Source organism: Pseudomonas sp. O230 (assembly GCF_045447035.1).
GTDB lineage: Bacteria > Pseudomonadota > Gammaproteobacteria > Pseudomonadales > Pseudomonadaceae > Aquipseudomonas.
On the sequence record NZ_JBJGXN010000008.1, the window covers coordinates 147,178 to 173,374 of the forward strand.

Below are 26,197 nucleotides of genomic sequence, written 5' to 3' on the forward strand. Positions count from 1 at the left end.
GACAGGACGTCGCGCCGCGCAACAACCCGTTACAGCGTCTATGGTGTTCTGGTTCGGTGTGTTTGTATTTGGCCTGAAGACGAAGGAGTGTTGAGTCATGCGCGAGAAGCCTGCGAGGGAATCTTTACCCACTCCCGCTGCGTTCATCAACGCACAGAGTGCGATTACCGGCCTGCGTGGTCGGGATCTGCTGTCGACCCTGCGCAGCGTTGCCGCCCATGGTTTGCGCAACCCGGTGCACAGCGCCCGCCATGCATTGAAGCTGGGCGGTCAACTGGGGCGCGTGTTGCTGGGCGAAACCCTGCACCCGACCAACCCCAACGACAGTCGCTTTGCCGACCCGGCCTGGAGTCTCAACCCGTTTTATCGCCGCAGCCTGCAGGCGTACCTGAGTTGGCAGAAGCAGGTCAAAAGCTGGATCGATGAAAGCAACATGAACCCGGATGATCGCGCCCGCGCGCACTTCGCGTTTGCTTTGCTCAATGACGCGGTGTCCCCGTCCAACACCCTGCTCAATCCGCTGGCGATCAAGGAAATCTTCAATTCCGGTGGCAACAGTCTGGTGCGTGGCGTCAGTCATCTGGTCGATGATTTCCTGCACAACGACGGCCTGCCCAGGCAAGTCACCAAGCAGGCGTTCGAAGTCGGCAAGACGGTCGCCACCACCACCGGCTCCGTGGTGTTTCGCAACGACATGCTGGAGCTGATCCAGTACAAGCCGATGAGCGAGAAGCAGTATTCCAAACCGCTGCTGGTGGTACCGCCGCAGATCAACAAGTACTACATTTTCGACCTGAGCCCGAGCAACAGCTTCGTTCAGTTCGCCCTGAAAAACGGCCTTCAGACTTTCATGATCAGCTGGCGCAACCCGGATGTGCGCCATCGCGAATGGGGCCTCTCGACGTACGTCGAAGCCGTCGAAGAAGCGATGAATGTGTGCCGCGCGATCACCGGTGCCCGTGAAGTGAATCTGATGGGCGCTTGCGCCGGCGGGCTGACCATCGCCGCGCTGCAAGGCCATTTGCAAGCCAAACGACAGTTGCGCCGGGTTTCCAGCGCCACCTATCTGGTGAGCCTGCTCGACAGTCAGATGGAGAGCCCCGCGACCCTGTTTGCCGACGAACAGACCCTGGAAGCGGCCAAGCGTCGGTCCTACCAGAAAGGTGTGCTGGATGGCCGGGACATGGCCAAGGTCTTCGCCTGGATGCGGCCCAACGATTTGATCTGGAGCTACTTCGTCAACAACTACCTGTTGGGCAAGGAGCCGCCGGCGTTCGACATCCTCTATTGGAACAACGACAACACGCGCCTGCCGGCGGCCTTTCACGGCGACTTGCTGGACTTCTTCAAGCACAACCCGTTGAGTCATCCGGGCGGCCTGGAAGTGTGCGGCACGCCGATCGATTTGCAGAAAGTCACGGTCGACAGCTTCAGCGTGGCCGGCATCAACGACCACATCACGCCGTGGGATGCGGTGTACCGCTCGACCCTGCTGCTGGGTGGCGAGCGGCGCTTCGTGCTGTCCAACAGCGGGCATGTACAGAGCATCCTCAACCCGCCGTCCAACCCGAAAGCCAATTTCATCGAAAGCACGAAACTGAGCAGCGATCCCCGGGCCTGGTATTACGACGCCAAGCAAGTCGACGGCAGTTGGTGGACGCAATGGCTGGCCTGGATTCAGGAACGCTCGGGCGCGCAGAAAGAAACCCACATGGCCCTCGGCAACCAGAACTATCCACCGATGGAGGCGGCACCCGGTACTTATGTGCGCGTGCGCTGACGCTCAACACACCACGGCCGGCATCGGCCGTGGCATGAACTGACCATTAAGAAGACTGGATGAAAACCCGCGACCGGATCCTCGAATGTGCCCTGCAGTTGTTCAATCAGAAGGGCGAACCAAACGTCTCCACCATGGAAGTTGCCAACGAAATGGGCATCAGCCCGGGCAACCTCTACTACCACTTCCACGGCAAGGAACCGCTGATTCTCGGGTTGTTCGAGCGCTTCCAGGCGGAGCTTGCGCCGCTGCTCGATCCGCCGTCCGACGTGGAACTGGCCCCTGAAGACTATTGGCTGTTTCTACATTTGATCGTCGAGCGCCTGGCTCATTACCGGTTTCTGTTCCAGGACCTGTCGAACCTCGCCGGGCGCCTGCCGAAACTGGCCAAAGGAATCCGCAACCTGCTCAATGCGCTGAAGCGCACACTGGCGTCATTGCTGGCTCGGTTGAAGGCTCAAGGGCAGTTGGTCAGCGACACCCAGGCGTTGGGGCAGTTGGTGGAACAGATCACCATGACGCTGCTGTTCTCGCTGGATTATCAGCGGATTCTGGATCGCGAGGGTGAAGTGAGGTTGGTGGTGTATCAGATCATGATGCTGGTGGCGCCGCACTTGTTGCCGCCGATCAAGGTCGCGACCGAGCAACTGGCGCTCCAATACCTCGAAGAACACGAGTAGCGGAATTTCGGGCTATACACAAAACAATTGTGGGAGCGGGCTTGCTCGCGAATACGGTGGGTCATTCGACATAAATGCTGAATGACCCACCGTATTCGCGAGCAAGCCCGCTCCCACAGGGGTACTGCTGCGCTCTAAGATTCGTGCGCAAACAAAAACGCCCGACCTTTGCAGGCCGGGCGTTTTTTGAGCCCTGAAATCAGGACTGACTGGTTGGCGTCGATGGAGCTGGCGCGGCAGTCGGGGTTGCAGCAGGGGTCGGCGCGGTAGCAGAGTTCGAAGTGCTGACCGGAGTCGACGGGGCTGCCGGTTTGGCGGCCGCCACTGCTGGTTTTGGTGCAGCGGCTTTCGGCGCTGCCGGTTTTTTCACTGCAGGCTTTTTCGCTGCAGCAGGTTTTGCTGCCGGTTTGGCGGCTGCGGTTTTCGCTGCAGGCTTGGCAGCTGGTTTAGCTGCGGCTTTGGCGGCGACCGGTTTGGCCGCTGGCTTGGCTGTTACAGGTTTTGCTGCGGCCGTTTTGGCAGCCGGCTTGGCCGCTGCTTTCGCGGCGGGTTTGGCAGCCGGCTTGGCGGCAGCTTTTACCAGTGGCTTGGCAGCGGTTTTGGTCGCTGGTTTGGCGGCTGCAGTTTTCGCCGCAACTGGCGCAACCTTGGCACCGGTGAGTTTTTCGATTTGCTTGGTCAGGGTATCGACCTTGCTGTGCAGCGCTTTCACTTCATTACGGCTCGGTACACCCAAGCGCGAAATGGCGCTGTTCAGGCGCTTGTCGAAAGCCCCTTCCAGCTCATCCCACTTGCCCAGCGCACGATCTTTCACGCCAGTGATGCGCGATTTTGCCGAGGAAGCGGAGTCCTTGACGTCATCGACTTTCTTGCCGACAGCGCTCTTGGTGAGCTTCTCTGCTTTCTCGCCGTCTTTGACCAATGTATCGAAGAGCTTGCTGCCGTCAGTGTCGATCTTCGAGTACACGCCTAAACCAGCCAGCCAGATTTTGCGGGAGTAGTCTTCGACTTTCCCGATCCACGAGCTGCCTTCTTTTTCGGTGTTCTTTTTACCAGCCATCCCGTTCTCCTTAAGATTTACGCGCGACGCGTTCGAGCAATGCCGTCAACTCATCGAGCTTAGCAGACAGTGTCTCAACGTCATGTTTAGACGGAATGCCGATACGATTCAAGGCACTTGCAACACGCGAGTCAAAAGCCTTCTCGACCTTGTCGAGTTGAACTTCGACCTTGCCTTTGAACGTGCTCACTTCGCTCTTGGCTTCATCGATCTCGGCGTTAGCGGCTTCAAGTTTCTCGGCAACTACCTTTTTGCCTTTCTTTTCAACAGTTTGACCTTCTTTTATCAACTCTTGAAAGTATTCGCTGCCCTCTTGGCCGACCTTGGCGTAGGCACCCAGGCCTGCCAGCCAGATCTTGCGGGCATAGGATTTGACGTCGCTCAGAGCGGTTGTCGAAGCGTCGATTTTTTTCTTCAAAATAACTTTGGCCATGGTGCACCTCACGCGCAAAAGGTTTGAGGAACTGCCCGCGCAAGTGTCGGGCTCATGCACAAAGTAGGGAGAAAAATTAGAAACGGCACCCTAACAACTGACATAAACAAGTAGTCGGAACGCCACCGAACCTGTGGGAGCGGGCTTGCCCGCGAAGACGATGGATCAACCACAAAATTTATTGCGGATGTTCCGGCCTCTTCGCGGGCAAGCCCGCTCCCACAGGGATCGTGTTTCACAGAAAGAACCGGGTCAGACCAACGCTTTATCGAGGGCCTTTTCGATTTCCGATTTGATCATGCCGCTCATGGCCGACATCATCAGGCCCAACTCCACATCGACGCGGATCGAAGCTTCGCTGACATGCACCGCGCCTTTCACCCCGGAACGCTTGAGGTTCAGGGTGTCGCCGGACCACTGCGGCTCCAGGCCATATTGATCGGACAGTTTCTGCGCCAACTGGTCGGCCTTCTCGCGGGCCGCTTCCTTGCCCAGGCCGTGGGCACGTTCAACACTAATACGGGCCATCGAATGACTCCTGCTTTATGAATACTTTCCTGAAGCATCTTGACCGCTGCTGCGGCAAAACGTCCCGGCGGTTCTACATCTTACCTTCAGCCTTGCCAAGACAAAGCAGGCCACCGGGATTAGAATGTCCCGCATTCTCTTCTGGTGACAGCGATATGACTGATCAGCGCAAAGGCAGCGATGCCGAACCCACCACGCACTTCGGTTTCAAAAACGTTCCGGAAAGCCAAAAAGCGGAAAAAGTCGCTGAGGTTTTCCATTCGGTAGCTGCCAAGTACGACTTGATGAACGACCTCCTGTCGGGCGGCATGCACCGTTTGTGGAAGCGTTTTGCGATCGAACTGTCGGGCGTTCGCACCGGCAACCGCGTGCTGGACATTGCCGGCGGCACCGGCGACCTGACCAAAAAATTCTCACACCTCGTGGGCCCGACCGGCCAGGTGGTGTTGGCCGACATCAATGAATCCATGCTCAAGGTCGGTCGTGACCGCCTGCTGGATCTGGGTGTGGCCGGTAACGTCGAATTCGTTCAGGCCGACGCTGAAAAGCTGCCGTTCCCGGACAACCATTTCGACTGCGTGACCATCGCTTTCGGCCTGCGCAACGTGACGCATAAAGAAGACGCCTTGCGTTCGATGCTGCGTGTACTCAAACCGGGCGGCCGTTTGCTGGTGCTGGAATTCTCCAAGCCGACCAACGCGCTGATGTCCAAGGCCTACGACGCCTACTCGTTCGCCTTCATGCCGCTGATGGGCAAGCTGATCACCAACGACTCGGAAAGCTATCGCTACCTGGCCGAATCGATCCGCATGCACCCGAATCAGGAAACCCTGAAGTCGATGATGGTCGAGGCCGGTTTCGACCGCGTGACCTACCACAACATGACCGCAGGCATCGTCGCCCTGCACCGCGGCATCAAACCCTGATGTTGCTGGCCGGTCTGCTCGCCAGCGTTGAACTCGGTCTGAACCGGGTACTGCGTCTCGACAGCACGGCGCTGCCGCGGCTGGCGCATTTGAGCGGCAGAGTGATTGCCGTCGACTGCCGCAGCCCGGCGCTGCAACTGTTCATCCTGCCCAGCGATGAAGGCTTGATGTTGGCGTCCCACTGGGAAACCGGCGCCGACTGCACCTTGCGTGCACCGGCCTCCAGCCTGTTGAAACTGGCGGTGAGCAAGGACAAGACCTCGGTCCTGCATGGCCCTGAAGTCGAACTCGACGGCGACAGCGGCGTGCTGCTGGAACTGGCGGCGATCCTCCAGGACCTCGAACTGGACTGGGAGTACGAACTCTCGCGCTGGCTGGGACCTGTGGCCACGTACCTGGTCGGCGGCCACCTGCGCAGCCGCGCACGCTGGTATCAGCAAGGATTTGCCAGCCTGGGTCAGAACCTGGGCGAGTACCTGGCCGAAGAATCGCGCACCCTCGTCGGTCAGCGCGAAGCCGAAGCCCGATTCAGTGAACTGGACCAGATCAAACTCGATCTGGAACGTCTCGAGGCGCGTTTCGAGCGCCTTTCCCGATCCCTCGACCCAAGCGATAACGCATGAAGCTGCTTGCCGTCCGCCGTTTGTTGCGCATCCAGCGCGTTGTGATTCGCTACCGCCTCGATGACCTGCTGTTCGCCCTGCCGCTGCCGTGGTTTCTGCTGGCGCTGCGCTACGCCTTGCCGTGGCGCTGGTTCCCGCGCAAGCCGCTGGACCTGAGCCGGGGCGCGCGATTGCGTCTGGCGCTGCAGGACCTGGGGCCGATTTTCATCAAGTTCGGGCAGATCCTGTCCACCCGACGCGACCTGCTGCCGGAAGACATCGCCGATGAGCTAATGAAGCTGCAGGACCGTGTGCCGCCGTTCGATTCGCAAGTGTCGATCAAGCTGATCGAAGAACAACTCGGCAAAAAGATCAGTGAAGTGTTCAGCCGTTTCGACGTCGAACCGCTGGCCTCGGCGTCGGTGGCGCAGGTGCATGCCGCGCAGCTGAAAACCGGTGAAGAAGTCGTCGTCAAAGTGATTCGCCCCGGCCTGAAGCCGATCATCGCGCAAGACCTGGCGTGGTTGTTCATCCTCGCCCGCACCGCGGAAAAACTCTCGGCGGATGCGCGACTGCTGCACCCGGTGGACGTGGTTCTGGACTACGAAAAAACCATCTACGACGAACTCGACCTGTTGCGCGAGGCGGCCAACGCCAGCCAGTTGAAGCGCAACTTCGAAGGCTCGCCGCTGCTGTACGTGCCGCAAGTCTATTGGGATTGGTGCCGACCGAAAGTGCTGGTGATGGAGCGCATCTATGGCATTCAGGTCACCGACCTCGCGACCCTGGCCGACCAGCGCACCGACATGAAAATGCTCGCCGAGCGCGGCGTGGAGATCTTCTTCACCCAAGTGTTCCGCGACAGCTTTTTCCACGCTGACATGCACCCCGGCAACATCTTCGTCAGCACCGTCAACCCGTGGAGCCCGCAGTACATTGCGATCGACTGCGGCATCGTCGGCAGCCTGACCCCGGAAGACCAGGATTACCTGGCACGCAACCTGTTCGCGTTCTTCAAACGCGATTACCGGCGCGTGGCGCAATTGCACATCGACTCGGGTTGGGTGCCGGCGGAAACCAAACTCAACGAATTCGAAGCGGCGATCCGTACCGTTTGCGAACCGATCTTCGAAAAACCGTTAAAAGATATTTCCTTCGGCCAGGTGCTGATGCGCCTGTTCCAGACCGCTCGACGTTTCAACATGGAAGTGCAGCCACAACTCGTGCTACTGCAAAAAACCCTGTTGAACATCGAGGGGCTGGGCCGTCAGCTGTACCCGGACCTCGACCTGTGGAACACCGCGCAACCGTTCCTCGAACGCTGGATGCGCGAGCGAGTCAGCCCCAAAGCCTTGCTCGGCAACGTGCAGAGTCAGTTCGAACAACTGCCGCACCTGGCCAACATGGCGCGCGACCTGCTCGAACGCATGTCACAGCCCCACGCTTACGACCCACCGCCACCGTGGCATCGTCGTCGGGACGACTGGTTCCTGCGCCTGCTCGGCACCGCGCACCTGGCCGGCGGCGCAATACTGGCCGTGGGCGGTCCGTTGAACGAACTGGCCTACTGGCCGGCCGGAATCATGATGGCCGTCGGTTTGTATCTGGTCGTTCGCCGATAGCCAGTTGTGTGATCCACTGGCACACTGTTTGAACGTTGGACTCTGCTAATGAAGTGCGGAGCCCGCTGTCGGAGTCGAAGATGAAAAACTGGCTGGACGAGATCAAGTGGGACGCCGACGGCCTGGTGCCGGCAATCGCCCAGGATCACAAGACCGGGCGCGTCCTGATGATGGCCTGGATGAACCGCGAAGCGCTGGAACTGACTGCTGCCGAAAACCGCGCCATCTACTGGTCACGCTCCCGTGGCAAGTTGTGGCGCAAGGGCGAAGAGTCCGGCCACGTGCAGACCCTGCACGAGATGCGCCTGGACTGTGACGCCGACGTGATCATCCTGATGGTCGAGCAGATCGGCGACATCGCCTGCCATACCGGCCGCCAGAGCTGTTTCTACCGCGTCTTCGAGAACGGCGACTGGACAACCGTCGACCCGGTTCTGAAAGACCCGCACGCCATCTATTCCGCAGGACACACACATGAGTGACACTCTGACCCGCCTGGCCGAGGTGCTGGAAGCGCGCAAAGGCGCCGCCGCCGACAGCTCGTACGTCGCCAGTCTGTACCACAAGGGCTTGAACAAGATTCTGGAAAAAGTCGGCGAAGAGTCGGTCGAAACCATCATCGCCGCCAAGGACGCCGCCATCAGCGGCGACTGCAGTGATGTGATCTACGAGACCGCCGATCTGTGGTTCCACAGCATGGTCATGCTCGCCCAATTGGGTCAGCATCCCCAGGCTGTACTCGATGAACTGGACCGTCGTTTCGGTCTGTCCGGACACGCCGAGAAAGCCTCGCGCCCGTCCGCCTGAACAACTATTAGAGAGGAGCAGCAACATGGGCATTTTTGACTGGAAACACTGGATCGTCATCCTGGTTGTTGTCGTCCTGGTGTTCGGCACCAAGAAACTGAAAAACCTCGGCACTGACGTCGGCGAGTCGATCAAAGGCTTCAAGAAAGCCATGAACGACGACGAAAAGCCGGCCGACCCGGCAGCGGCTCAACCGGTCCCGCCTGTTCAGCCACAAACCACGCAGTCCGTGAACCAGCCGCACACTATCGACGTGCAGGCGCAAAAAGTCGAAGAGCCAATCCGCAAAGACGTGTGAGCACTGACTAATGTTTGGTATCAGCTTCTCTGAACTGCTGCTCGTCGGCCTCGTGGCCCTGCTGGTGCTGGGCCCCGAACGTCTGCCGGGCGCTGCGCGCACCGCCGGCCTATGGGTCGGGCGCCTGAAGCGCAGCTTCAACGCGATCAAACAGGAAGTTGAACGTGAAATCGGTGCCGACGAGATTCGTCGGCAACTGCACAACGAGCACATTCTGTCGCTGGAGCAGGAGGCGCGGAAGATTTTCACGCCGACTCAGCAGGAAGCCACACCGGTTCAGCCGGTGGTGGAACAAACGATCCATGCGTCGACAACAGAATCCGCGCCTGCTACGCCGACTGAAACCGTAAAAGCTGTCGATGCGGTTGCAGCGGCGCCAGTTGTGGTGCATGCAGAACCCGTTGCTCCTGTCGCCGCGCCGATACCGCCGGCCCCTCACGACACCACTTTGCCGCCGCGAGCCCCATGAGCGATCTCCCAGAAAACGACCAGCACATGCCGCTGGTTTCGCACCTCACCGAGTTGCGTACCCGCCTGCTGCGCTGCGTAGCGGCGATCTTCATCATCTTCGCCGGGTTGTTCGCCTTCACCCAGCAGATCTATACCTTCGTCTCCACGCCGCTGCGCCAGTATCTGCCAGTCGGTGCGACGATGATCGCCACCGACGTGTCGTCGCCTTTCCTGACGCCACTGAAGCTGACCATGATGGTGTCGCTGTTCCTCGCGATTCCGGTGATCCTGCATCAGATCTGGGGCTTCATCGCACCGGGCCTGTACAAGCATGAAAAGCGCATCGCGGTGCCGTTGCTGATATCAAGCATCATGCTGTTCTACGCCGGTATGGCATTCGCCTATTACCTGGTGTTCCCGCTGATCTTCAAATTCTTCGCCGCCGCCACCCCGGCCGGCGTGGAAATGATGACCGACATCAGCAGCTACCTCGATTTCGTCATGACGCTGTTCTTCGCCTTCGGCGTGGCGTTCGAAATCCCGGTGGCCGTCGTGCTGCTGGTGTGGATCGGCGTGGTCGACGTCAAATACCTGAAGAAAATCCGCCCGTACGTGGTCATCGGCTGCTTCGTGGTCGGCATGATCCTGACGCCGCCGGACATCTTCTCGCAGACGCTGCTGGCCGTACCGATGTGGCTGCTGTTTGAAATCGGCATCCTGTTCGGCGGCCTGATCAGCAAGCGCGGCGACCATCCGGATGATCAGCCGGTTGACGATCACAACGACCAGCCGCCAGCGACCCAAGCGTGAACCTGCTGCTCCTCGAAGCGGCCGATTTCATTGCGGCCGACCGGGCGATCCTGCGTGATCGCCGGTTGACCCACATGCAGGAAGTCCACCGCTGTGAAGTGGGTGACAGCATGCGCGTCGGGCGTATTGGCGGCCTGATGGGCTCGGCCGAAGTGCTGCGCCTGGACGCCGATGAAGCCGAACTGCGCGTCACCCTCGACCAACCGCCACCGCCCAAGCTGCCGCTGACCCTGGTGCTGGCCCTGCCACGGCCGAAAATGCTGCGTCGGGTGTTTCAGACCGTGGCGGCCATGGGTGTGCCACGGATCGTCCTGGTGAACAGCTACCGCGTCGAGAAGAGCTTCTGGCAGACCCCGTTCCTCGAACCTGAAGCCATTCGCGAGCAACTGATCCTCGGCCTCGAACAGGCCCGGGACAGCGTGTTGCCTGAAATTGTCATCGAGAAGCGCTTCAAACCGTTTGTCGAAGATCGACTGCCAGCGATCACCGAAGGCACCCTCGGCCTGGTCGGCCATCCCGGCAATTACCCGCCCTGCCCCCGTGGCCTGGACGAACCAGTGACCCTGGCCATCGGCCCGGAAGGCGGCTGGATCCCCTACGAAATCGATTTACTCGGCAAATCCGGCCTGCAACCGGTGCAGCTCGGCGAGCGCATCCTGCGCGTCGAAACTGCTGTCACCGCGCTGCTTTCACGCCTGTTCTAAACACGCCGCCATCCCTGTGGGAGCGAGACTGGCTTGCCGGCGATAGCGGACAGCCAGTCAACCCATGTGGTGAATGACCCACCGCCATCGCCGGCAAGCCGGTTTCACGCCCACAGGTCATCATTCGCCCATACATCGGGTAGCGCCTACAGAACCCCATACGCCTGCCGATACAGTTCCCATAAAACCAACTTGTGGTCCGTGGGAGTTGCAGCATGTACCGATGGCTAGCCGAGAAACTGGGGAACGTCAGCGTCAATCGCAAACTGGGGGTCGGCTTCGGTCTGCTGCTGCTGTTGACGTTGTTGATCACTGTCACCGGCTGGACCGGCCTGAGTGATGTGGTGAGTCGCGGCGACAAGCTTGGGTTCATTGCCAGCCTCAATGACCTGACCAAAGACTTGCGCCTGGCCCGCCTGGATTACGAAATGCGCCGTGGCGAACAAGGCCCGGGCGCCGTCAACGACCTCCTCGGCCAGCTCGACACAGGGCTGAAAACCGCGCGCACACTGATCGAGCAACCGGCCGACGCGGCCATGGTCGACCAGCAACTGGCTGCGGTCAGTGAGTACAAACAAGCCTTCGCCGCCATGACCCAGGCCGGCGCCAACCGGGAAGATGCTCGCAGCAAACTCGGTGCCACGGCCGATAACGCTGTGGCACGCGTGGGCGAAGTCGAGAAATCCCTTCTGCAAGGCGACAGCGTTGCCGATTTCAACAGCGTGATCGACCTGAGCAAACTGATCCAGCAGGCTCGCTTCCAGGTGCGCGGCTATACCTACAGTGGCAAGACCGAAGCCGAACAACCGGCGCTGGACGCCATCGACAATGCGTTGAAAAACCTCGAAAGCCTGCCGTCCAGATTGCCGGAACAGCACATCGCTAACCTGCAACAGGCCAGCGACTCACTCAAGGCCTACCGCGCTGCTGTCAGCCAGTACCGAGACTCTCAGGTCGCCAGCGCCGCCGCATTGAAACGCATGGCCGCTCAAGGCGACATTCTGCTCGACGCCAGCAAAAAGCTCACCGCTTCACAAACCATCGTGCGCGACACCGACGCCGCGCACGCCAAGAACATGCTGCTGTTGGCCACCGCCCTGGCGTTGGTCTTCGGTCTGTTCGCGGCGTGGGCGATCACCCGGCAGATCGTCATTCCGCTGAGCCAGACGCTGAAAGTCGCCGAACGCATTGCTGCCGGCGACCTGACCCAGAACCTCGTTTCCGAGCGTCAGGACGAACTCGGTCAGCTCCAGCGCGCCATGCAGCGCATGACGTTGGGTCTGCGCGAATTGATCGGCGGCATCAGCGACGGCGTCACGCAAATCGCCAGCGCTGCTGAAGAGTTGTCCGCAGTCACCGAACAGACCAGCGCCGGGGTCAACAGCCAAAAGGTCGAGACCGACCAGGTGGCGACCGCGATGAACGAAATGACCGCCACCGTGCAGGAAGTCGCGCGCAACGCCGAGGAAGCCTCCGAGGCCGCGCTCGCCGCCGATCAGCAGGCTCGCGAAGGCGACAAGGTGGTCGGCGAAGCCATCGCTCAAATCGAACGCCTGGCCAGGGAAGTCGGTAACTCCACCGAAGCCATGGGTCATCTCAAACGCGAAAGCGACAAGATCGGCAGCGTGCTCGACGTGATCAAATCCGTCGCCCAGCAAACCAACCTGCTGGCGCTCAACGCGGCCATTGAAGCCGCCCGCGCCGGTGAAGCCGGACGTGGCTTTGCGGTGGTCGCCGACGAAGTCCGCAGCCTGGCGCAGCGCACCCAGAAGTCCACCGAAGAAATCGAAGAGCTGATCGTCGGTCTGCAAAGCGGCACCCAGCAAGTCGCGACCATCATGGACAACAGCCGCACCCTGACCGACAGCAGCGTCGAACTGACCCGCCGCGCCGGTGGTTCCCTGGAAAGCATCACCCGCACCGTGTCGGCGATTCAGTCGATGAACCAGCAGATCGCCGCAGCGGCCGAGCAGCAAACGGCGGTGGCCGAGGAGATCAACCGCAGCGTGCTGAACGTGCGCGACGTGTCCGAGCAGACCTCGGCCGCCAGTGAAGAGACCGCGGCTTCCAGCGTTGAGCTGGCACGGCTGGGGACGCATCTGCAGATGCTGGTGGGCAGGTTCAAGGTTTGAGGTGATGCGGGGGCCTCGGTTCACACAGGACCGAGGGGATGCAATCGCGGGCAAGCCCGCTCCCACAGGGTTTTTCGGTGTTCACGCAATCTGAGTAACACCGCTACTCCCTGTGGGAGCGGGCTTGCCCGCGATGACGACCGGAAGGTCGCCGCCGTTAGAGGACCTGCCGCAAGAACGCCTGCGCCCGCGGATCCTTCGGCGCATCGAAGAACTCGGCGGGCGAGGCATCTTCCAGCAATTTGCCGTGATCGAAGAACAACACCCGGTCCGCCACTTCCCGCGCAAAGCCCATCTCGTGGGTCACACAGACCATGGTCATGCCTTCCACGGCCAGGGTTTTCATCACATCCAGCACTTCGCCGACCATTTCCGGATCGAGCGCCGAGGTTGGCTCATCGAACAGCATGACTTTCGGCTCCATGGCCAGCGCGCGAGCAATCGCCACGCGCTGCTGCTGGCCGCCGGACAGGCGTGACGGAAACTCGTTGGCCTTCTGCGCAATGCCAACCTTTTCCAGCAACGCCAAGGCCTTGGCTTCACGCTCCTTCTTGCCACGTTTGCGCACGACTTTCTGGGCGAGGCAGAGGTTTTCCAGCACGGTCATGTGCGGGAACAGGTTGAAGTGCTGAAACACCATGCCGACTTCACGGCGGTAGGCGTTCACGTCGGTTTTAGGGTCAGCCAGTTGCAGGCCGTCGATGCTCACCGAGCCCGAATCGAATTCTTCCAGGCCATTGAGGCAGCGCAGGAAGGTCGACTTGCCAGAACCGGACGGACCGATCACGACCAACACTTCCCCCTTCGCCACTTGGGTAGAAACGTTATCCACCGCACGCACCACATGGCCGCGGGTGTCGAAGACTTTTACCAGATCGCGGACTTCAATCACTTTGCGCGAGCCTCCGCTCAAGCCGGCTGGCGATTTTCGACAGCGGCAGGTTGATCAACAAATACAGGCCAGCCACGCAGAACAGGATTTCGAACGGCGAAAACGAGGTGGTGATGACTTCGCGGCCGCTTTTCAACAGCTCGGTAATCGCGATCACCGACACCAGCGAAGTGTCCTTGACCAGGCTGATGAATTGCCCGGCGAGCGGCGGCAGCACGCGCTTGAGCGCTTGCGGCAGCACCACGTGGCGCATCGACTGACCCGCGCTCAAACCCAGGGAGCGCGCCGCTTCGTTTTGGCCACGGGCGATCGACTGCACGCCGGAGCGGATGATTTCCGCCACGTAGGCGCCGGTGAACAGCGACAGCGCGGCGACCCCGGCGAACTCCCGGGACAGGTTCATCACGGTGCCGATGAAGAAGTAGAAAATGAAAATCTGCACCAGCAACGGCGTACCGCGCACCAGTTCGACGTAAATCGTCGAGAGGTCGCGCAGGGTCGGATTGTTCGAGAGACGGCACAAACCCGTGGCGAGGCCGATCAGTAGGCCGAGCACCCCAGACACCACGGATAACCACAAGGTGGTCCAGAGGCCCCACATCAGCGGTCCGGCAGCCCAATGACGAGTCACACCGATCACGTCGCCTTCAGCCACATCATCGCCTTGGGCGACTTGCAGGCTGTTGTCGTCGACGGTCACGCGCTGCTCGTCCCCAGCGTCGTTGCGCAAAGTGACTTCAGCCTTGTCGCCCTTGCGCACCAGCTCGCTGACCGTCGAAATGTCGGCGGCGCGTTGGGATTCTTCAGCGTGGTAGGCGAAGTACTGCGGTACGCGGTTCCAGCGCCATTCGTAGGACATCAGCGAGGTGGCGTAATACAGCGCGCCGGCCAGGCCGATCAACACCAGCACGGTCAACACGTGCCAGGGCCATTGGGCTTTTTTCTGTTTCATTGGGTAAGCAGGTTCCGGATTCTGTGTCGCCTGGGAGGCCGCCATCGCCAGCAAGCCGGCTCCTACAGTTGATCTGGGTGGACACAATAGGTGTGTCCGACGCTAATCCTGTAGGAGCCGGCTTGCTGGCGATTGACGCGACTCGGTCTGAAGCCTTATTCCATGTCCTTTTGCCAAGCGGTGTCTTTGAACCACTTGTCATGGATGCGATCGTAGGTGCCGTCTTCGTGGATCTGGTGCAGGAAGTTGTTGATGAAGTTGATGCTGTCGTAGTCACCCTTCTTCAGACCAAAGGCCAGCGGCTCGTAGGTGAACGGCTTGTCGAGGAATACCAGTTTGCCGTTGCCGACCTTGTTCACCGCCACGACGTTGTACGGCGCGTCGTAGATGAAGGCGTCGGCCTTGCCGTTGACCACGTCGAGCACGGCTTCCTGCTCATTGTCGTAGCCGTGGTACTTGGCTTTGGCAATCAGCTTCTTGGCGACCATTTCGCCGGTGGTGCCAAGCTTGGAGGTGATGCGGTAGTCGGCAGTGTTCAGGTCTTTGTAGGACTTGATGGTGCCTTCCAGCTCCTTGCGAATCAGCAGGGTCTGGCCGACCACGATGAACGGTTCGCTGAAGTTCAGGCGCAGGTTGCGTTCCTGGGTCAGGGTCATGCCGCTGCCGATCATGTCGAACTTGTCAGTGAGCAGGGCCGGGATAATGCCGTCGTAACCGGTGGAAACCAGTTCCAGCTTGACGCCCATGGCTTTGGTCATGGCTTTGAGGAGGTCGACTTCGAAGCCGATGATCTCACCGCGCTTGTTGGTCATTTCGAACGGCATGTAGGTCGGGTCCATGCCGACTTTCAGCGTGCCGCGCTTGACCGCGTCATCGATGGCACCGGCCTGCGCCGCGCTGACTGCAACCAATGCCGTGACGCCGACCAGCAGCATCGAGAGATACTTCTTCATCATCATGTCCCCAAACCCATTGCGTTATGAGGCGCGCAAACGGCGGCTCCCCTCAGGAAACGCATCGATACGGACAAAAATTATCCGGGCGCACCAATTCGGGGACGGATGCTAACGCACTCGCTCGTTTGCACAAGTGTTTGGCAACGATGAGATAAAAAAACCCCGCTTTCGCGGGGTTCTTTTGTTATGCCAACTGCGGTTGCGCACTCAGCGGCTTGAGCGGCAGCAACGGCGCATGGGGATCGGATTTCACCGATTTGCGCCAGGCTTCCAGCCATTCGGGATGACCTTCACTCCAGACCTGCTCATGCAAACGAGCCAGTGCCACCGGATCGCTCAGCAGTTGCACACGCTCATTGTTGGTCAGACCGTCAGGCCCGACTTTCAAGGCATGGCGAACCCGCTCGATCCGCAGCCACTCGATGGGCTCGGCCTGACCGTGGCGCGACGTCGCCAGCGAGCACGCGAGGGCGTTCTGCTGTGGATCGACCACCGACCGAATGAAGCCGTCCTTCAACGCGTGATAACGGTTTTCATGGGTGTACTGGTCGGTTGCCAGCAGCGCCTGCGGCGGATTGTATTCCTCAGGGATCAGGAACAGGCTCTCGTCACGGGACTTCAGGCCCAGGCCGACACGGCTGGAGATCACGGAAACCGGGATCGACAGCATCAACGAACCGACGATCGGCACCAGCCACCAGAGGAAGCTCGGGTTCAGCCAGATCACCAGCAGCGCCCAGAAGAAGCCCAGCAGGGTTTGCGGACCGTGGCGCTTGACCGCTTCGCTCCACGGCGTGGAGTCGTCGTCACGTTGCGGCGAGTTCCAGGTCGCCGCCCAGCCGAGGAACGCGGCAAGCACGAAGCGGGTGTGGAAAATCATCCGCACCGGCGCCAGCAACATGGAGAACAACATCTCCAGCAGCATCGACAGGGTCACCTTGAACTTGCCACCGAACTCTTTCGCGCCCTTGGCCCAGATCAGGATGATGCTCAACAGCTTCGGCAGGAACAGCAGCACGATGGTGGTCGAGAACAGCGCGATTGCCTTGTCCGGGTGCCATTGTGGCCACAGCGGATAGAGCTGACGCGGTTCAAGGAAGTACTGCGGCTCCATCAACGTGTTGACCGCCAGCAGCGCCGTCGACAGCACGAGGAAGAAGAACCACAGCGGCGCCGACAGGTACGACATCACGCCGGTCAGGAACACCGCACGGTGCACCGGGTGCATGCCCTTGACCAGGAACAGGCGGAAGTTCATCAGGTTACCGTGGCACCAGCGACGGTCACGCTTGAGTTCGTCCAGCAGGTTCGGCGGCAATTCTTCGTAGCTGCCCGGCAAGTCGTAGGCAATCCACACGCCCCAACCGGCACGGCGCATCAGCGCGGCTTCGACGAAGTCGTGGGACAGAATCGCACCGGCGAACGCGCCTTTACCGGGCAACGGCGCCAAGGCGCAGTGCTCGATGAACGGCTTCATGCGGATGATTGCGTTGTGACCCCAGTAGTGGGATTCGCCCAACTGCCAGAAGTGCAGGCCGGCGGTGAACAGCGGACCGTACACGCGGGTCGCAAACTGCTGCATGCGCGCATAAAGAGTGTCCATGCCCGACGCACGTGGCGCGGTCTGGATGATCCCGGCGTCCGGCGTGGCTTCCATCAAGCGCACCAGACTGGTCAGGCATTCGCCGCTCATCACCGAGTCAGCGTCGAGCACGACCATGTACTTGTAATCACCGCCCCAGCGACGGCAGAAGTCGTCGAGGTTGCCGCTCTTGCGTTTGACGCGACGGCGACGGCGGCGATAGAAGATCTTGCCGAAGCCCTTGGCTTCGCGGCAGACGTCCAGCCATGCCTGCTGTTCGGCGACGCAGATATCAGCATCGTTACTGTCGCTGAGGACGAAGAAGTCGAAACGATCCAGGTCACCCGTGGCAGCGACCGACTCGAAGGTCGCACGCAGACCGGCGAATACCCGTGGCACGTCTTCGTTGCAGATCGGCATCACCAGTGCGGTGCGCGCATCCTTGGGGATCGGCTCGTTGCCGGCACTTTTACCGGAGATACGGTATTTATCGTGACCGGTGAGCAACTCGAGGAAGCCCATCAGCGCGGTCCAGAAACCGGCCGAGACCCAGCAGAACAGAATCCCGAACAGGATCAGGATGCTGGTTTGCAGCGCATACGGCAGCACTTGCGTGACGGTTTGCAGGAGCGGCTGATGCAGGACTTCATTGAGGTCGACGAACGACCAGCCCTGGTAAGGCATGATGCCTTTCATGTACCAGCCGGCGACGATGGTTTGACCCAGCATCAGTACCAGCAGGATGTAACGTCGGATCGAACCTACCGTGCGCCAGCGAGCCGCCGGCAGCACGTTTTCGTCCTTCGGCGGGGCCGGCGGATTGGTGCGACCGGTCAGACGCCGCCAGCCACGCACCAGAATGTTGGTGCGCCACGGCTCCGGCACGACTTTGGTCCGGCGGATCGGCGGGGTTGCCTTGAGGCAAACACGGCCGCTGGCGTCGAGCGCCAGCATTTCCGCTTCTTCCAGCTCTTCAGCAGTGTTCAGGGTCAAACGACGGCCGACCGAGGCTTGAGCCGCCTCGACCGGTGCATCGAACGTCGAGGACGACAGACGCTCGTGGAGTTCGCTGAACGACTTGCAGCCCGCGAGTTCTGCGCGCTGCTCATCGGTCATCGGCAGATGCGCCAGATACTCGGCAAGAGTTTCTGGCTGTACTTGAGAATTACTCATCGGCAGGCAACTGATAGCTCCAGGTCTCGGTCAGCACTTCTTCAGTCGCTGTCGATTCCGGTGTGGCTGGGGCCGCGTCGGCAGCGGCAGGCTGCTTGGCGTCTTTGTTAGCCTTGTCCTTGGCATCTGCAACCGGCTTGGCGTCAGCCTGCTTGGCCTCGGCTGCCTTGGCTTCCTTGTCTGCTTTCTCTTGCTGTTTGGCGGCTACCTTGTCGGCCTTGGCTACAGAAGAAGTGGACGCCGGCACGGATGACTTGGCCAGGTCTTCAGGGACGATGTTCTGGACCAGAGCGGCACGCATTTCGGTGGACTTGCCCGCGTCCTTGATTTTCATCCGCAGGGTCAGGCGCCAGCCCTTGGTTTCAGGGTTGTAGCGCACGCTGTTCTCGACCAGCTCGGCATTGTCACCCACGCTGACCTGACTGCGAACGTCTGCATCGGCCGGCAACGCCGCCAGGGACGGGCCTTCGAAATCCACCAGATAGGCAACGCTGCCGTCCGGCTGACGAATCAGGTTGGATTGTTTGACGTCGCCGGTGGAGCGCAAGGTCTGTTTGACCCAGGCGCTGTCCGGTGCGTGAATCGACGCTTCGTCCATGGTCCAGTGCATGCGATAGCCGAATTCCAGCGGCTGACCAGGCTCAGGCAGTTTTTCCGGACTCCAGAAGGCAACGATGTTGTCGTTGGTTTCGTCGGCAGTCGGAATTTCGACCAGATCGACAGAACCCTTGCCCCAATCGCCTTTTGGCTCGATCCAGGCACTTGGGCGCTTGTCGTAGCGGTCGTCGAGGTCTTCGTAGTGGCTGAAGTCACGGCCACGTTGCAGCAAGCCAAAGCCACGCGGGTTCTCGATCGAGAAGTTGCTCACCGCCAGGTGTTTCGGGTTGTTCAGCGGGCGCCAGATCCACTCGCCGTTGCCGGCATGGATCGACAGGCCGCTGGAGTCGTGCAGTTCGCGGCGGTAGTTCAGCACTTTCGACGGCTGGTTGGCGCCGAACAGGAACATGCTGGTCAGCGGCGCAACGCCAAGCTTGGTGACCTTGTCACGCAAGAACATCTGCGCCTTGACGTCGACAATGGTGTCGCTGCCCGGACGCAGGGTCAGGCGATAGGCACCGGTGGCGCGTGGCGAATCCAGCAGCGCGAAGATCACCAGGTGCTTGTCGCCCGGTTTCGGCTGTTGAATCCAGAACTCACGGAAACGCGGGAACTCTTCGCCGGACGGCAACGCGGTATCGATCGCCATGCCGCGAGCGGACAAGCCATACGTGTGCCCCTTGCCAACAACGCGGAAGTAACTCGCGCCGAGCATGGTCATGATTTCGTCTTGCTTGTCGGCCTTGTTGATCGGGTACAGCACACGGAAACCGGCATAACCCAGTTGTTCGGTGGATTTAGGATCGAATTTCAGGTCGCCGAAATCGAAACGAGTCGGGTCGTACTTGATCTCTTCGACGGTGTTGGCCGTGATTTCGTTGATTTTCACCGGCGTATCGAAATGCATACCCTGGTGATAGAACGAAAGCTTGAACGGGGTTTTCTGATCGGCCCATTCGGCTTTTTCGGTCAGGAAACGAATTTTCTGATAGTCCGCGAATTTCATCTCACGGAATTCGTTCGGCAGGTTACTGCGCGGGGCTTCGAATTTCTGCCCGGCCAGCTCTTTTGCCTTGACCGATACATCATCCAGATTGAATGCCCAAAGTTGGCCGGCGCTGAACAGGCAGAGCAGTGCAGAGCCCGCTACCAGTGCGCTTCGTAACCGTTTGGCTGACAATCTTGGTGCATTACAGGGACTAACAATCACGAGCAACCCTCGCCGAAAACAGATCAAAAAACCAACGGCCAGTTAAAGGGCTGTGAGGTAAACGGGATGAAAAACCCGCCCCTACAAACCACTCTTGCCAAGTTGGCGAGCATTGTTCCGACTCCTATGGGGCTAAATGATTCCCCAACAGGTCCAGGACAAGTCTCTACCTAAGTCAAAACGGACCAACGAACGCTGATCCCCGTAGCGCGCGATTATCTAGTAGGCCGCGTTACAACGCATCAGGGGTAACAAAGTATTTATCGCGAAAAACCCCTGTTTTCAGTCGAAATGGGCTTAAAAACATGTTTCAAGCGCTTTCAGGTCTGTAACAGGAAGGTTACCGGGCCATCATTGACCAAGTGCACCTGCATATCCGCGCCGAATCTACCTGATGCCACAGTGCCATGCACCTGTTTCGCCTTGCCTAATAGATAGTCGAAAAGTTCCTCGCCAAGGGCCGGAGGGGCGGCGGTCGAAAAACTCGGGCGCAACCCGCTTTTGGTGTCGGCGGCCAGGGTGAACTGAGAGACCAGCAGCAACCCGCCTCCGACATCCGCCAGGGACAGATTCATCTTGCCCTCGGCGTCACTGAACACACGATAGTTAAACAGCTTATGCAGAAGTTTGTCGGCGCTGGCCCGAGTGTCCTCGGGCTCGACCGCGACCAGTACCAGCAACCCCTGATCGACGGCACCGACCACCTCCCCCGCTACCTCGACGCGCGCGCCACGCACGCGCTGCAACAGGCCCTTCATGCTTCTTCAGGAGACAGGTCGAGCAGGCGCCGGGCCATCTGATCGGCGGCGCGTACCAAGGCATCGGTTATGCCGGGTTCGGAGGCGGCGTGCCCGGCATCACGGATGACCTGCAATTCACTGTTCGGCCAGTTCTGATGCAGCTCCCAGGCGTTATCCAGCGGGCAAATCACATCGTAGCGACCGTGAACGATCACGCCCGGCAAATGGGCGATCTTGCCCATGTCGCGGATCAGCTGATTCGGCTCAAGGAACGCATTGTTGGTGAAGTAGTGACATTCGATGCGGGCGATGGACAACGCGCGTTGCGGCTCGGAGAACCGATCGACCACCAGCGGGTTCGGACGCAAGGTCGCGGTCCGACCTTCCCAGGTAGACCAGGCTTTGGCCGCGTGCATCTGGGCGATCTGATCGTTGCCGGTCAGACGCTTGTGGAAAGCGCTGAGCAAATCTTCGCGCTCATCCAGCGGGATCGGCGCGATGTAATCCTGCCAGTAATCAGGGAACAGCCGACTGGCGCCCGCCTGATAGAACCACTCGATTTCTTGCGGACGGCAGAGAAAAATCCCGCGCAGGATCAGACCGTGCACACGCTCCGGATGGGTTTGCGCGTAGGCCAGCGCCAGGGTCGAGCCCCACGAACCACCGAACAGCACCCATTTATCGATGCCCAGGTGTTGGCGAATCCGCTCAAGATCGGCGACCAGATCCCAGGTGGTGTTGTTTTCCAGGCTGGCGTGGGGGGTGGAACGGCCGCAACCGCGCTGATCGAAGGTGACGATACGGTACAGGTTCGGATCAAAAAAGCGGCGACTCTGTGCATCACACCCGGCACCGGGGCCGCCGTGGATGAATACCACTGGCAAACCTTGCGGTGAACCGCTTTCGTCGACATACAGGGTGTGGGTTTCATCGACAGCCAGATCGTGCCGGGCGTAGGGTTTGATCTGCGGGTACAAAGTCTGCATTGCGCGCTCCGTAAGGGGTCGAGGTCATCCCTGGGGGGACTTCTATTATTCTGCCGTTGGGCATCATAAACCCGATTTACGTCAATGAGCATGTCCATGCAGAGTCAGAGTTTTGCCGCCAGTTTTTTTGCCAGAAAGCCGCGCAGCGTTTCGTAGAGCACATCGACCTCCGCGACCTGGCCCCGAGCCCGCAGGCAGCCGTGAACCAGCCCTTGCCCGTAATAAAGCGTCGCGGCTACGCCCGCAGCGTTCAGACGCTCGGCGTACAGCACGCCGTCATCGCGCAACGGGTCGAATTGCGCCACCGCGATCCACGCTGGCGGCAATCCGCGCAAATCCCCGGCGAGCAACGGCATGGCATAGGCGCCAGGCGTTCGGGTGCCGCGCAAATACAAGGCGTGATAACAATCCAGGTCACTGCTGCTGAGCAGCGGAGCGTCGCTGCATTCGCTGCGTGAAGGCAGACGCTGATCGCCTCCGAGACCGGGATAGATCAGGACTTGCGCCGCTGGCGGTGGTTCGCCCGCATCGCGCAGTGCCAGGCACAGCGCGGCGGCGAGATTGCCACCCGCGCTGTCGCCGGCCACCAGCGTACGCGCGGGGTCCAGCTGAAACGGCCCGGAGCGCAGCGCTCGCCAGACCTTCAGGCAGTCATCGAACGCCGCTGGAAACGGATGCTCCGGCGCCAGACGATAATCGACCGCGATCACCAACACGCCGAGCGTCGACGCCAGTTCGGCGCAGATGAAGTCGTGGGAATCCAGATCCCCCACGACCCAACCGCCACCGTGCAGATACAGGATGCAGGGACTGCCGTCGGTCGCTGGTGAAGCCACTGGCTGATACGACCGCACCGGCACGCCACCCAACTCGAAATCCACTCCGTACAGCCCGGCGGGGCGCGGCGGGGTGAATGCCCGGCACATCTCGCTGTAGGCCTGGCGCAATCCGGCGAGGCTGCTGTCGGTGGCGTTGAAGCTGGCGGTTTTCTCGACGAAAGCCGTCATCGACGCGGATAAAGGATAAGAAGTCATTTAAGGTTTCAAACTGGCCTGAACGGTGGCTACACCCTCCTTGCCATCAAAACTGCTGACACCGGCCAGCCAACGCTGCAGATCCTCGGGATGATCACGCAGCCATTGCCTGGCGACATCCTGCGGCGTCTTGCGCTCCATGATCGGCACCATCAGCTGACTTTCCTGAGCCGCGGTGAAGGTCAGGTTTTCCAACAAACGGTTCACGTTCGGGCAACGCTCGGCGTAGTCCGGGGCCGTCACTGTGGAGACAGTCGCCGCACCTTCGTTCGGCCCGTAAACATCTTCGCTGCCGGTCAGGTAGGTGATTTTCATGTTGATGTTCATCGGATGCGGAGTCCAGCCGACGAACACCACGAATTCCTTGCGATTCACCGCCCGTTGCACAGCGGCAAGCATGCCGGCCTCACCGGACTCGATCAGTTTGAAATCCTTCAAGCCGAACTGATTGCTCTCGATCATGGTTTTAATCGTGGTGTTGGCGCCACTGCCCGGCTCGATGCCGTAGATTTTGCCGCCGAGTTTGTCTTTGAATCTGGCGATGTCGGCGAAGGTTTTCAGGCCCGCCTCGGCGACGTACTCCGGCACGGCGAGGGTCGCCTGGGCGTCGGCCAGGCTGGGCTTTTCCAGGACCTTCACTTGATTGGCGGACAAGAACGGCGCGATGTTCTTGTCCATCGCCGGTTTCCAATAGCCGAGGAAGATGTCCAGGCGCTTGTCGCGGATGCCGGCGAAGATGATTTGCTGCACGGCGCTGGTTTGCTTGCTTTCGTAGCCAAGGCCGTTGAGCAGTACGTCGGCCATGCCGCTGGTGGCAATGACGTCGGTCCAGTTGACCACCCCCATGCGCACGGCTTTGCAGGAAGCGTCGTCACTGGCCAGAACAGGGGTGCTCAGAAGAGCGGTGCCGCAGAGGATTGAGAGACAGCGGGTCAACAGTCTTTTCATTGGGAATGGTCTCGTGCGGCAGAATTATTATGGGTCCGGTGTCTTGATGCACCGTGCCCAGAACATTACGCAGCGTCGAGAGGGTAAAAGCGAACTGTGGCGACTGTGTTTTGCACGGTGGCGACAGTCAGCAAGCGCTTTCGAATGAACGCACCCTGCAGGAGCGAGCAAGCTTGCTCCTGCAGGGTTATGCGCCAGATTTCAGTGCTTGTAGTGCTTTTCGCCCCACGCCAGCAGCCATTGCAGCAATTCCTTGAGCACCACTTGCGTCGGCTCTGCCAGGTCCGGGCGATAGCGGAACGGCTCAAACTCTTCCATGTACGTGCACTGGCCCAATTCCAGTTGCACGGCGTGGATGTTTTGCGCCGGGTTGCCGTAATGCCGGGTGATGTGGCCGCCCTTGAAGCGCCCGTTCAGCACATGGCTGTAATCGGTGTGCCGGGCGCAGATCGCTTCCAGCTGAGTCGCCAACTGCGGATCACAACTGGCGCCGCTGAACGTACCGAGATTGAAGTCCGGCAGCTTGCCGTCAAACAGGTGCGGGATGATTGAACGGATGGAATGCGCATCAAACAGCAACGCGTAGCCGAACTCGGCTTTCAGTCGCGCCAACTCGTTCTGCAGCGTGCTGTGATAAGGCGTCCAGACCTTTTCCAGATACGTCGCGCGCTCCGCGGCCGACGGCTCCATGCCCTCACGGAACAATGGAATGCCGTCAAACAGCGTCGTCGGGTACAGACCGGTCGTCGCGCTGGCATACAAAGGTTTGTCGTCGGACGGTCGGTTCAGGTCGATGACAAACCGCGAGTACTCGGCAGCCAGGGTGCTGGCGCCCAGCTCGGCGGCGAATTCGTATAGCTGCGGGATGTGCCAATCGGTGTCCGGCAAACTTTTCGCGTCGGCGATCAACCCGGCTTCGACCGCCGGGGTCAGGCGCAGGCCGGCGTGAGGCATGCTGATCAGCAGCGGCACGCGGCCTTGTTTGAAGTTCAGAACCTTATCCACAACTGCTCTCCTAAACGCTTGTTTCGACGCCGTGACGCACGACGCGTTTTTCCAGATCCCCGCCCAGCCAGTACGACAGGTCGGCGGGACGATCGATTTGCCACGCGACGAAATCCGCGACCTTGCCGACTTCCAGCGAACCGTGCGTTTCGGCCATGCCCAACGCGGTGGCGGCATAAATCGTCGCGCCGGCCAAGGCTTCTTCCGGAGTCATGCGGAAACAGGTGCACGCCATGTTCAGCATCAAGCGCAGCGACAGCGCTGGTGAGGTGCCGGGGTTGAGGTCGCTGGCGACGGCGATTTTTACGCCGTGTTTGCGCAGGGCATCCATCGGCGGCAATTGGGTTTCGCGCAGGAAGTAAAACGCGCCGGGCAACAACACCGCGACGGTGCCGGACTTGGCCATGGCGATGGCGTCGTCTTCGGTCATGAATTCCAGGTGATCGGCCGACAGGGCGTGGTAACGCGCCGCCAGACTCGACCCGTGCAGCGACGACAGTTGCTCGGCGTGCAGTTTCACCGGCAAGCCGAGTTCCTGCGCAGTGATGAACACGCGCTCGACCTGTGCCGGCGAGAACGCCAGGTATTCGCAGAACGCGTCCACCGCATCCACCAGCCCTTCGGCGGCCAGGGCCGGAAGCATCTCGGCGCAGATGTGATCGATGTAGGCGTCGGCGCGATCCGCGTACTCCGGCGGCAAGGCATGAGCGGCCAGGCAGGTGCTGCGCACGCTGATCGGCAGTTCGGCACCGAGACGACGGACGACACGGAGGATTTTGCGCTCGCTGGCCAGGTCGAGGCCATAGCCGGATTTCATCTCGACCGTGGTCACACCGTCGCGCATCAGACTTTTCAGACGCTTGGCGGCGCTGGCGAACAGTTCGTCTTCGGTTGCCGCGCGCGTGGCGCGCACGGTGCTGGCGATGCCACCGCCGGCCGCGGCGATTTCCGCGTAGCTGACGCCTTGCAGGCGCTGTTCGAATTCACCGCTGCGGTTACCGCCGAACACCGTGTGGGTGTGGCAGTCGATCAGGCCCGGCGTAACCCAGGCCCCATTCAAATCGTTGACAGCCGGGTAGTCGCCCGCCGGCAGTTCAGCGCATGGGCCGATCCACTCAATGTGCGCACCGGACGTCACGATGGCCGCGTCCTCGATGATCGAGTAGACGCCTTGCGCCATGGTTGCGACGTGGCAGTGTTGCCAGAGAGTTTTCATCCCTTAGTCTCCACAATGTTCAAAATCGAATCGCCAGCAGGCTGGCTCCCAGAGGGATGCACAATGCAACTGTG

The 26,197-nt window shown here is 60.4% G+C and carries 26 protein-coding genes and 1 pseudogene; 13 read left to right on the top strand and 14 right to left on the bottom strand.

Annotation, left to right across the window (positions count from 1 at the left end; translation table 11 throughout):
* Nucleotides 1-97: 97 nt before the first annotated feature.
* Together phaC and ACI77H_RS18580 are read left to right on the top strand one after the other, a co-directional pair.
* On the top strand, nucleotides 98-1,780 hold the full coding sequence (phaC, locus tag ACI77H_RS18575) for a class II poly(R)-hydroxyalkanoic acid synthase (RefSeq protein ID WP_407013190.1): 1,683 nt from the start codon (nucleotides 98-100) through the stop codon (nucleotides 1,778-1,780).
* Between the two features lie 59 nt (nucleotides 1,781-1,839).
* Complete coding sequence (locus ACI77H_RS18580) at nucleotides 1,840-2,460, top strand: TetR/AcrR family transcriptional regulator (RefSeq protein WP_150632735.1); 621 nt, start codon at nucleotides 1,840-1,842, stop codon at nucleotides 2,458-2,460.
* Between the two features lie 199 nt (nucleotides 2,461-2,659).
* Here the strand turns inward: ACI77H_RS18580 and ACI77H_RS18585 are convergent, their stop codons facing one another.
* From ACI77H_RS18585 to ACI77H_RS18595, 3 genes are all read right to left on the bottom strand, one after another.
* A complete protein-coding gene (locus ACI77H_RS18585; protein ID WP_407013191.1) occupies nucleotides 2,660-3,520 on the bottom strand; it encodes a phasin family protein in 861 nt (286 codons plus the stop codon).
* A 10-nt stretch (nucleotides 3,521-3,530) separates the two neighbouring features.
* On the bottom strand, nucleotides 3,531-3,953 hold the full coding sequence (locus ACI77H_RS18590; RefSeq protein WP_407013192.1) for a phasin family protein: 423 nt from the start codon (nucleotides 3,951-3,953) through the stop codon (nucleotides 3,531-3,533).
* A gap of 252 nt (nucleotides 3,954-4,205) precedes the next feature.
* Nucleotides 4,206-4,481, bottom strand: coding sequence for a polyhydroxyalkanoic acid system family protein (locus ACI77H_RS18595; protein ID WP_407013193.1), 276 nt, complete (start codon nucleotides 4,479-4,481; stop codon nucleotides 4,206-4,208).
* Nucleotides 4,482-4,636: 155 nt separating this feature from the next.
* Here ACI77H_RS18595 and ubiE point away from each other — a divergent pair, with 155 nt between their 5' ends.
* The 11 genes and pseudogenes from ubiE (at nucleotide 4,637) to ACI77H_RS18650 (ending at nucleotide 12,832) form a co-directional block, all read left to right on the top strand.
* The gene (gene ubiE, locus ACI77H_RS18600) at nucleotides 4,637-5,407 is read left to right on the top strand and encodes a bifunctional demethylmenaquinone methyltransferase/2-methoxy-6-polyprenyl-1,4-benzoquinol methylase UbiE (RefSeq protein WP_007948968.1); all 771 of its coding nucleotides are present in this window, start codon (nucleotides 4,637-4,639) and stop codon (nucleotides 5,405-5,407) included.
* Nucleotides 5,407-6,030 (top strand): SCP2 domain-containing protein, encoded by a 624-nt coding sequence (locus tag ACI77H_RS18605; protein WP_407013194.1) that lies wholly within the window; start codon nucleotides 5,407-5,409, stop codon nucleotides 6,028-6,030. Before ubiE ends, ACI77H_RS18605 begins: the two co-directional genes overlap by 1 nt.
* The gene (ubiB, locus tag ACI77H_RS18610; RefSeq protein ID WP_407013195.1) at nucleotides 6,027-7,631 is read left to right on the top strand and encodes a ubiquinone biosynthesis regulatory protein kinase UbiB; all 1,605 of its coding nucleotides are present in this window, start codon (nucleotides 6,027-6,029) and stop codon (nucleotides 7,629-7,631) included. Before ACI77H_RS18605 ends, ubiB begins: the two co-directional genes overlap by 4 nt.
* Before the next feature lie 80 nt (nucleotides 7,632-7,711).
* Nucleotides 7,712-8,113, top strand: a complete 402-nt coding sequence (gene hisI / locus ACI77H_RS18615; protein ID WP_150796910.1) for a phosphoribosyl-AMP cyclohydrolase — start codon at nucleotides 7,712-7,714, stop codon at nucleotides 8,111-8,113.
* Entirely contained in the window at nucleotides 8,106-8,438 is a 333-nt protein-coding gene (locus ACI77H_RS18620; protein WP_008025232.1) for a phosphoribosyl-ATP diphosphatase, read from the top strand. Before hisI ends, ACI77H_RS18620 begins: the two co-directional genes overlap by 8 nt.
* A gap of 25 nt (nucleotides 8,439-8,463) precedes the next feature.
* Nucleotides 8,464-8,736: a twin-arginine translocase TatA/TatE family subunit gene (locus ACI77H_RS18625; RefSeq protein ID WP_008025233.1), complete on the top strand. Its 273-nt coding sequence runs from the start codon at nucleotides 8,464-8,466 to the stop codon at nucleotides 8,734-8,736.
* 10 nt (nucleotides 8,737-8,746) lie between these two features.
* Complete coding sequence (tatB, locus tag ACI77H_RS18630; RefSeq protein WP_407013196.1) at nucleotides 8,747-9,205, top strand: Sec-independent protein translocase protein TatB; 459 nt, start codon at nucleotides 8,747-8,749, stop codon at nucleotides 9,203-9,205.
* The gene (gene tatC, locus ACI77H_RS18635; protein WP_407013197.1) at nucleotides 9,202-9,996 is read left to right on the top strand and encodes a twin-arginine translocase subunit TatC; all 795 of its coding nucleotides are present in this window, start codon (nucleotides 9,202-9,204) and stop codon (nucleotides 9,994-9,996) included. The genes tatB and tatC overlap by 4 nt, the downstream gene beginning before the upstream one ends.
* Nucleotides 9,993-10,700 (top strand): 16S rRNA (uracil(1498)-N(3))-methyltransferase, encoded by a 708-nt coding sequence (locus ACI77H_RS18640; protein WP_407013198.1) that lies wholly within the window; start codon nucleotides 9,993-9,995, stop codon nucleotides 10,698-10,700. The genes tatC and ACI77H_RS18640 overlap by 4 nt, the downstream gene beginning before the upstream one ends.
* A 215-nt stretch (nucleotides 10,701-10,915) precedes the next feature.
* Nucleotides 10,916-11,974, top strand: a pseudogene (locus tag ACI77H_RS18645) (methyl-accepting chemotaxis protein); the annotation flags it as partial.
* 144 nt (nucleotides 11,975-12,118) lie between these two features.
* On the top strand, nucleotides 12,119-12,832 hold the full coding sequence (locus ACI77H_RS18650) for a methyl-accepting chemotaxis protein (RefSeq protein ID WP_407013418.1): 714 nt from the start codon (nucleotides 12,119-12,121) through the stop codon (nucleotides 12,830-12,832).
* 157 nt (nucleotides 12,833-12,989) lie between these two features.
* On the opposite strand, the gene ACI77H_RS18655 is transcribed toward ACI77H_RS18650, so the two are convergent.
* The 11 genes from ACI77H_RS18655 to hutI all read right to left on the bottom strand — a co-directional run bounded on the left by ACI77H_RS18655 (nucleotide 12,990) and on the right by hutI (nucleotide 26,123).
* Nucleotides 12,990-13,724, bottom strand: a complete 735-nt coding sequence (locus ACI77H_RS18655) for an amino acid ABC transporter ATP-binding protein (RefSeq protein ID WP_008025241.1) — start codon at nucleotides 13,722-13,724, stop codon at nucleotides 12,990-12,992.
* Complete coding sequence (locus ACI77H_RS18660) at nucleotides 13,717-14,676, bottom strand: amino acid ABC transporter permease (RefSeq protein ID WP_407013199.1); 960 nt, start codon at nucleotides 14,674-14,676, stop codon at nucleotides 13,717-13,719. The genes ACI77H_RS18655 and ACI77H_RS18660 overlap by 8 nt, the downstream gene beginning before the upstream one ends.
* Before the next feature lie 155 nt (nucleotides 14,677-14,831).
* Nucleotides 14,832-15,629 (bottom strand): transporter substrate-binding domain-containing protein, encoded by a 798-nt coding sequence (locus ACI77H_RS18665; RefSeq protein ID WP_407013200.1) that lies wholly within the window; start codon nucleotides 15,627-15,629, stop codon nucleotides 14,832-14,834.
* Between the two features lie 187 nt (nucleotides 15,630-15,816).
* A complete protein-coding gene (gene mdoH / locus ACI77H_RS18670; protein WP_407013201.1) occupies nucleotides 15,817-18,387 on the bottom strand; it encodes a glucans biosynthesis glucosyltransferase MdoH in 2,571 nt (856 codons plus the stop codon).
* Nucleotides 18,380-20,194, bottom strand: a complete 1,815-nt coding sequence (locus tag ACI77H_RS18675; RefSeq protein WP_407013202.1) for a glucan biosynthesis protein G — start codon at nucleotides 20,192-20,194, stop codon at nucleotides 18,380-18,382. The genes mdoH and ACI77H_RS18675 overlap by 8 nt, the downstream gene beginning before the upstream one ends.
* 320 nt (nucleotides 20,195-20,514) lie before the next feature.
* Nucleotides 20,515-20,952: a D-aminoacyl-tRNA deacylase gene (gene dtd, locus ACI77H_RS18680; RefSeq protein WP_407013203.1), complete on the bottom strand. Its 438-nt coding sequence runs from the start codon at nucleotides 20,950-20,952 to the stop codon at nucleotides 20,515-20,517.
* Nucleotides 20,949-21,920, bottom strand: coding sequence for a prolyl aminopeptidase (pip, locus tag ACI77H_RS18685; RefSeq protein WP_407013204.1), 972 nt, complete (start codon nucleotides 21,918-21,920; stop codon nucleotides 20,949-20,951). The genes dtd and pip overlap by 4 nt, the downstream gene beginning before the upstream one ends.
* A 104-nt stretch (nucleotides 21,921-22,024) precedes the next feature.
* Entirely contained in the window at nucleotides 22,025-22,954 is a 930-nt protein-coding gene (locus ACI77H_RS18690) for an alpha/beta hydrolase (RefSeq protein ID WP_407013205.1), read from the bottom strand.
* Nucleotides 22,955-23,902, bottom strand: coding sequence for a choline ABC transporter substrate-binding protein (locus ACI77H_RS18695; protein ID WP_407013206.1), 948 nt, complete (start codon nucleotides 23,900-23,902; stop codon nucleotides 22,955-22,957).
* Between the two features lie 201 nt (nucleotides 23,903-24,103).
* Nucleotides 24,104-24,907: an N-formylglutamate deformylase gene (hutG, locus tag ACI77H_RS18700; protein ID WP_407013207.1), complete on the bottom strand. Its 804-nt coding sequence runs from the start codon at nucleotides 24,905-24,907 to the stop codon at nucleotides 24,104-24,106.
* Nucleotides 24,908-24,917: 10 nt separating this feature from the next.
* On the bottom strand, nucleotides 24,918-26,123 hold the full coding sequence (gene hutI / locus ACI77H_RS18705) for an imidazolonepropionase (RefSeq protein WP_407013208.1): 1,206 nt from the start codon (nucleotides 26,121-26,123) through the stop codon (nucleotides 24,918-24,920).
* Nucleotides 26,124-26,197: the final 74 nt, after the last annotated feature.

Coding starts and splice junctions, on each gene's coding strand:
- ACI77H_RS18605 (WP_407013194.1), top strand. CDS start 5,407: ATGTTGCTGGCCGGTCTGCTCGCCAGCGTTGAACTCGGTCTGAACCGG.
- ACI77H_RS18665 (WP_407013200.1), bottom strand. CDS start 15,629: ATGAAGAAGTATCTCTCGATGCTGCTGGTCGGCGTCACGGCATTGGTT.
- phaC (WP_407013190.1), top strand. CDS start 98: ATGCGCGAGAAGCCTGCGAGGGAATCTTTACCCACTCCCGCTGCGTTC.
- ubiB (WP_407013195.1), top strand. CDS start 6,027: ATGAAGCTGCTTGCCGTCCGCCGTTTGTTGCGCATCCAGCGCGTTGTG.
- ACI77H_RS18695 (WP_407013206.1), bottom strand. CDS start 23,902: ATGAAAAGACTGTTGACCCGCTGTCTCTCAATCCTCTGCGGCACCGCT.
- mdoH (WP_407013201.1), bottom strand. CDS start 18,387: ATGAGTAATTCTCAAGTACAGCCAGAAACTCTTGCCGAGTATCTGGCG.
- ACI77H_RS18660 (WP_407013199.1), bottom strand. CDS start 14,676: ATGAAACAGAAAAAAGCCCAATGGCCCTGGCACGTGTTGACCGTGCTG.
- ACI77H_RS18625 (WP_008025233.1), top strand. CDS start 8,464: ATGGGCATTTTTGACTGGAAACACTGGATCGTCATCCTGGTTGTTGTC.
- hisI (WP_150796910.1), top strand. CDS start 7,712: ATGAAAAACTGGCTGGACGAGATCAAGTGGGACGCCGACGGCCTGGTG.
- pip (WP_407013204.1), bottom strand. CDS start 21,920: ATGCAGACTTTGTACCCGCAGATCAAACCCTACGCCCGGCACGATCTG.
- ACI77H_RS18650 (WP_407013418.1), top strand. CDS start 12,119: ATGAACGAAATGACCGCCACCGTGCAGGAAGTCGCGCGCAACGCCGAG.
- hutI (WP_407013208.1), bottom strand. CDS start 26,123: ATGAAAACTCTCTGGCAACACTGCCACGTCGCAACCATGGCGCAAGGC.
- ACI77H_RS18585 (WP_407013191.1), bottom strand. CDS start 3,520: ATGGCTGGTAAAAAGAACACCGAAAAAGAAGGCAGCTCGTGGATCGGG.
- ubiE (WP_007948968.1), top strand. CDS start 4,637: ATGACTGATCAGCGCAAAGGCAGCGATGCCGAACCCACCACGCACTTC.
- ACI77H_RS18620 (WP_008025232.1), top strand. CDS start 8,106: ATGAGTGACACTCTGACCCGCCTGGCCGAGGTGCTGGAAGCGCGCAAA.
- tatB (WP_407013196.1), top strand. CDS start 8,747: ATGTTTGGTATCAGCTTCTCTGAACTGCTGCTCGTCGGCCTCGTGGCC.
- ACI77H_RS18595 (WP_407013193.1), bottom strand. CDS start 4,481: ATGGCCCGTATTAGTGTTGAACGTGCCCACGGCCTGGGCAAGGAAGCG.
- ACI77H_RS18590 (WP_407013192.1), bottom strand. CDS start 3,953: ATGGCCAAAGTTATTTTGAAGAAAAAAATCGACGCTTCGACAACCGCT.
- ACI77H_RS18580 (WP_150632735.1), top strand. CDS start 1,840: ATGAAAACCCGCGACCGGATCCTCGAATGTGCCCTGCAGTTGTTCAAT.
- dtd (WP_407013203.1), bottom strand. CDS start 20,952: ATGAAGGGCCTGTTGCAGCGCGTGCGTGGCGCGCGCGTCGAGGTAGCG.
- tatC (WP_407013197.1), top strand. CDS start 9,202: ATGAGCGATCTCCCAGAAAACGACCAGCACATGCCGCTGGTTTCGCAC.
- ACI77H_RS18690 (WP_407013205.1), bottom strand. CDS start 22,954: ATGACTTCTTATCCTTTATCCGCGTCGATGACGGCTTTCGTCGAGAAA.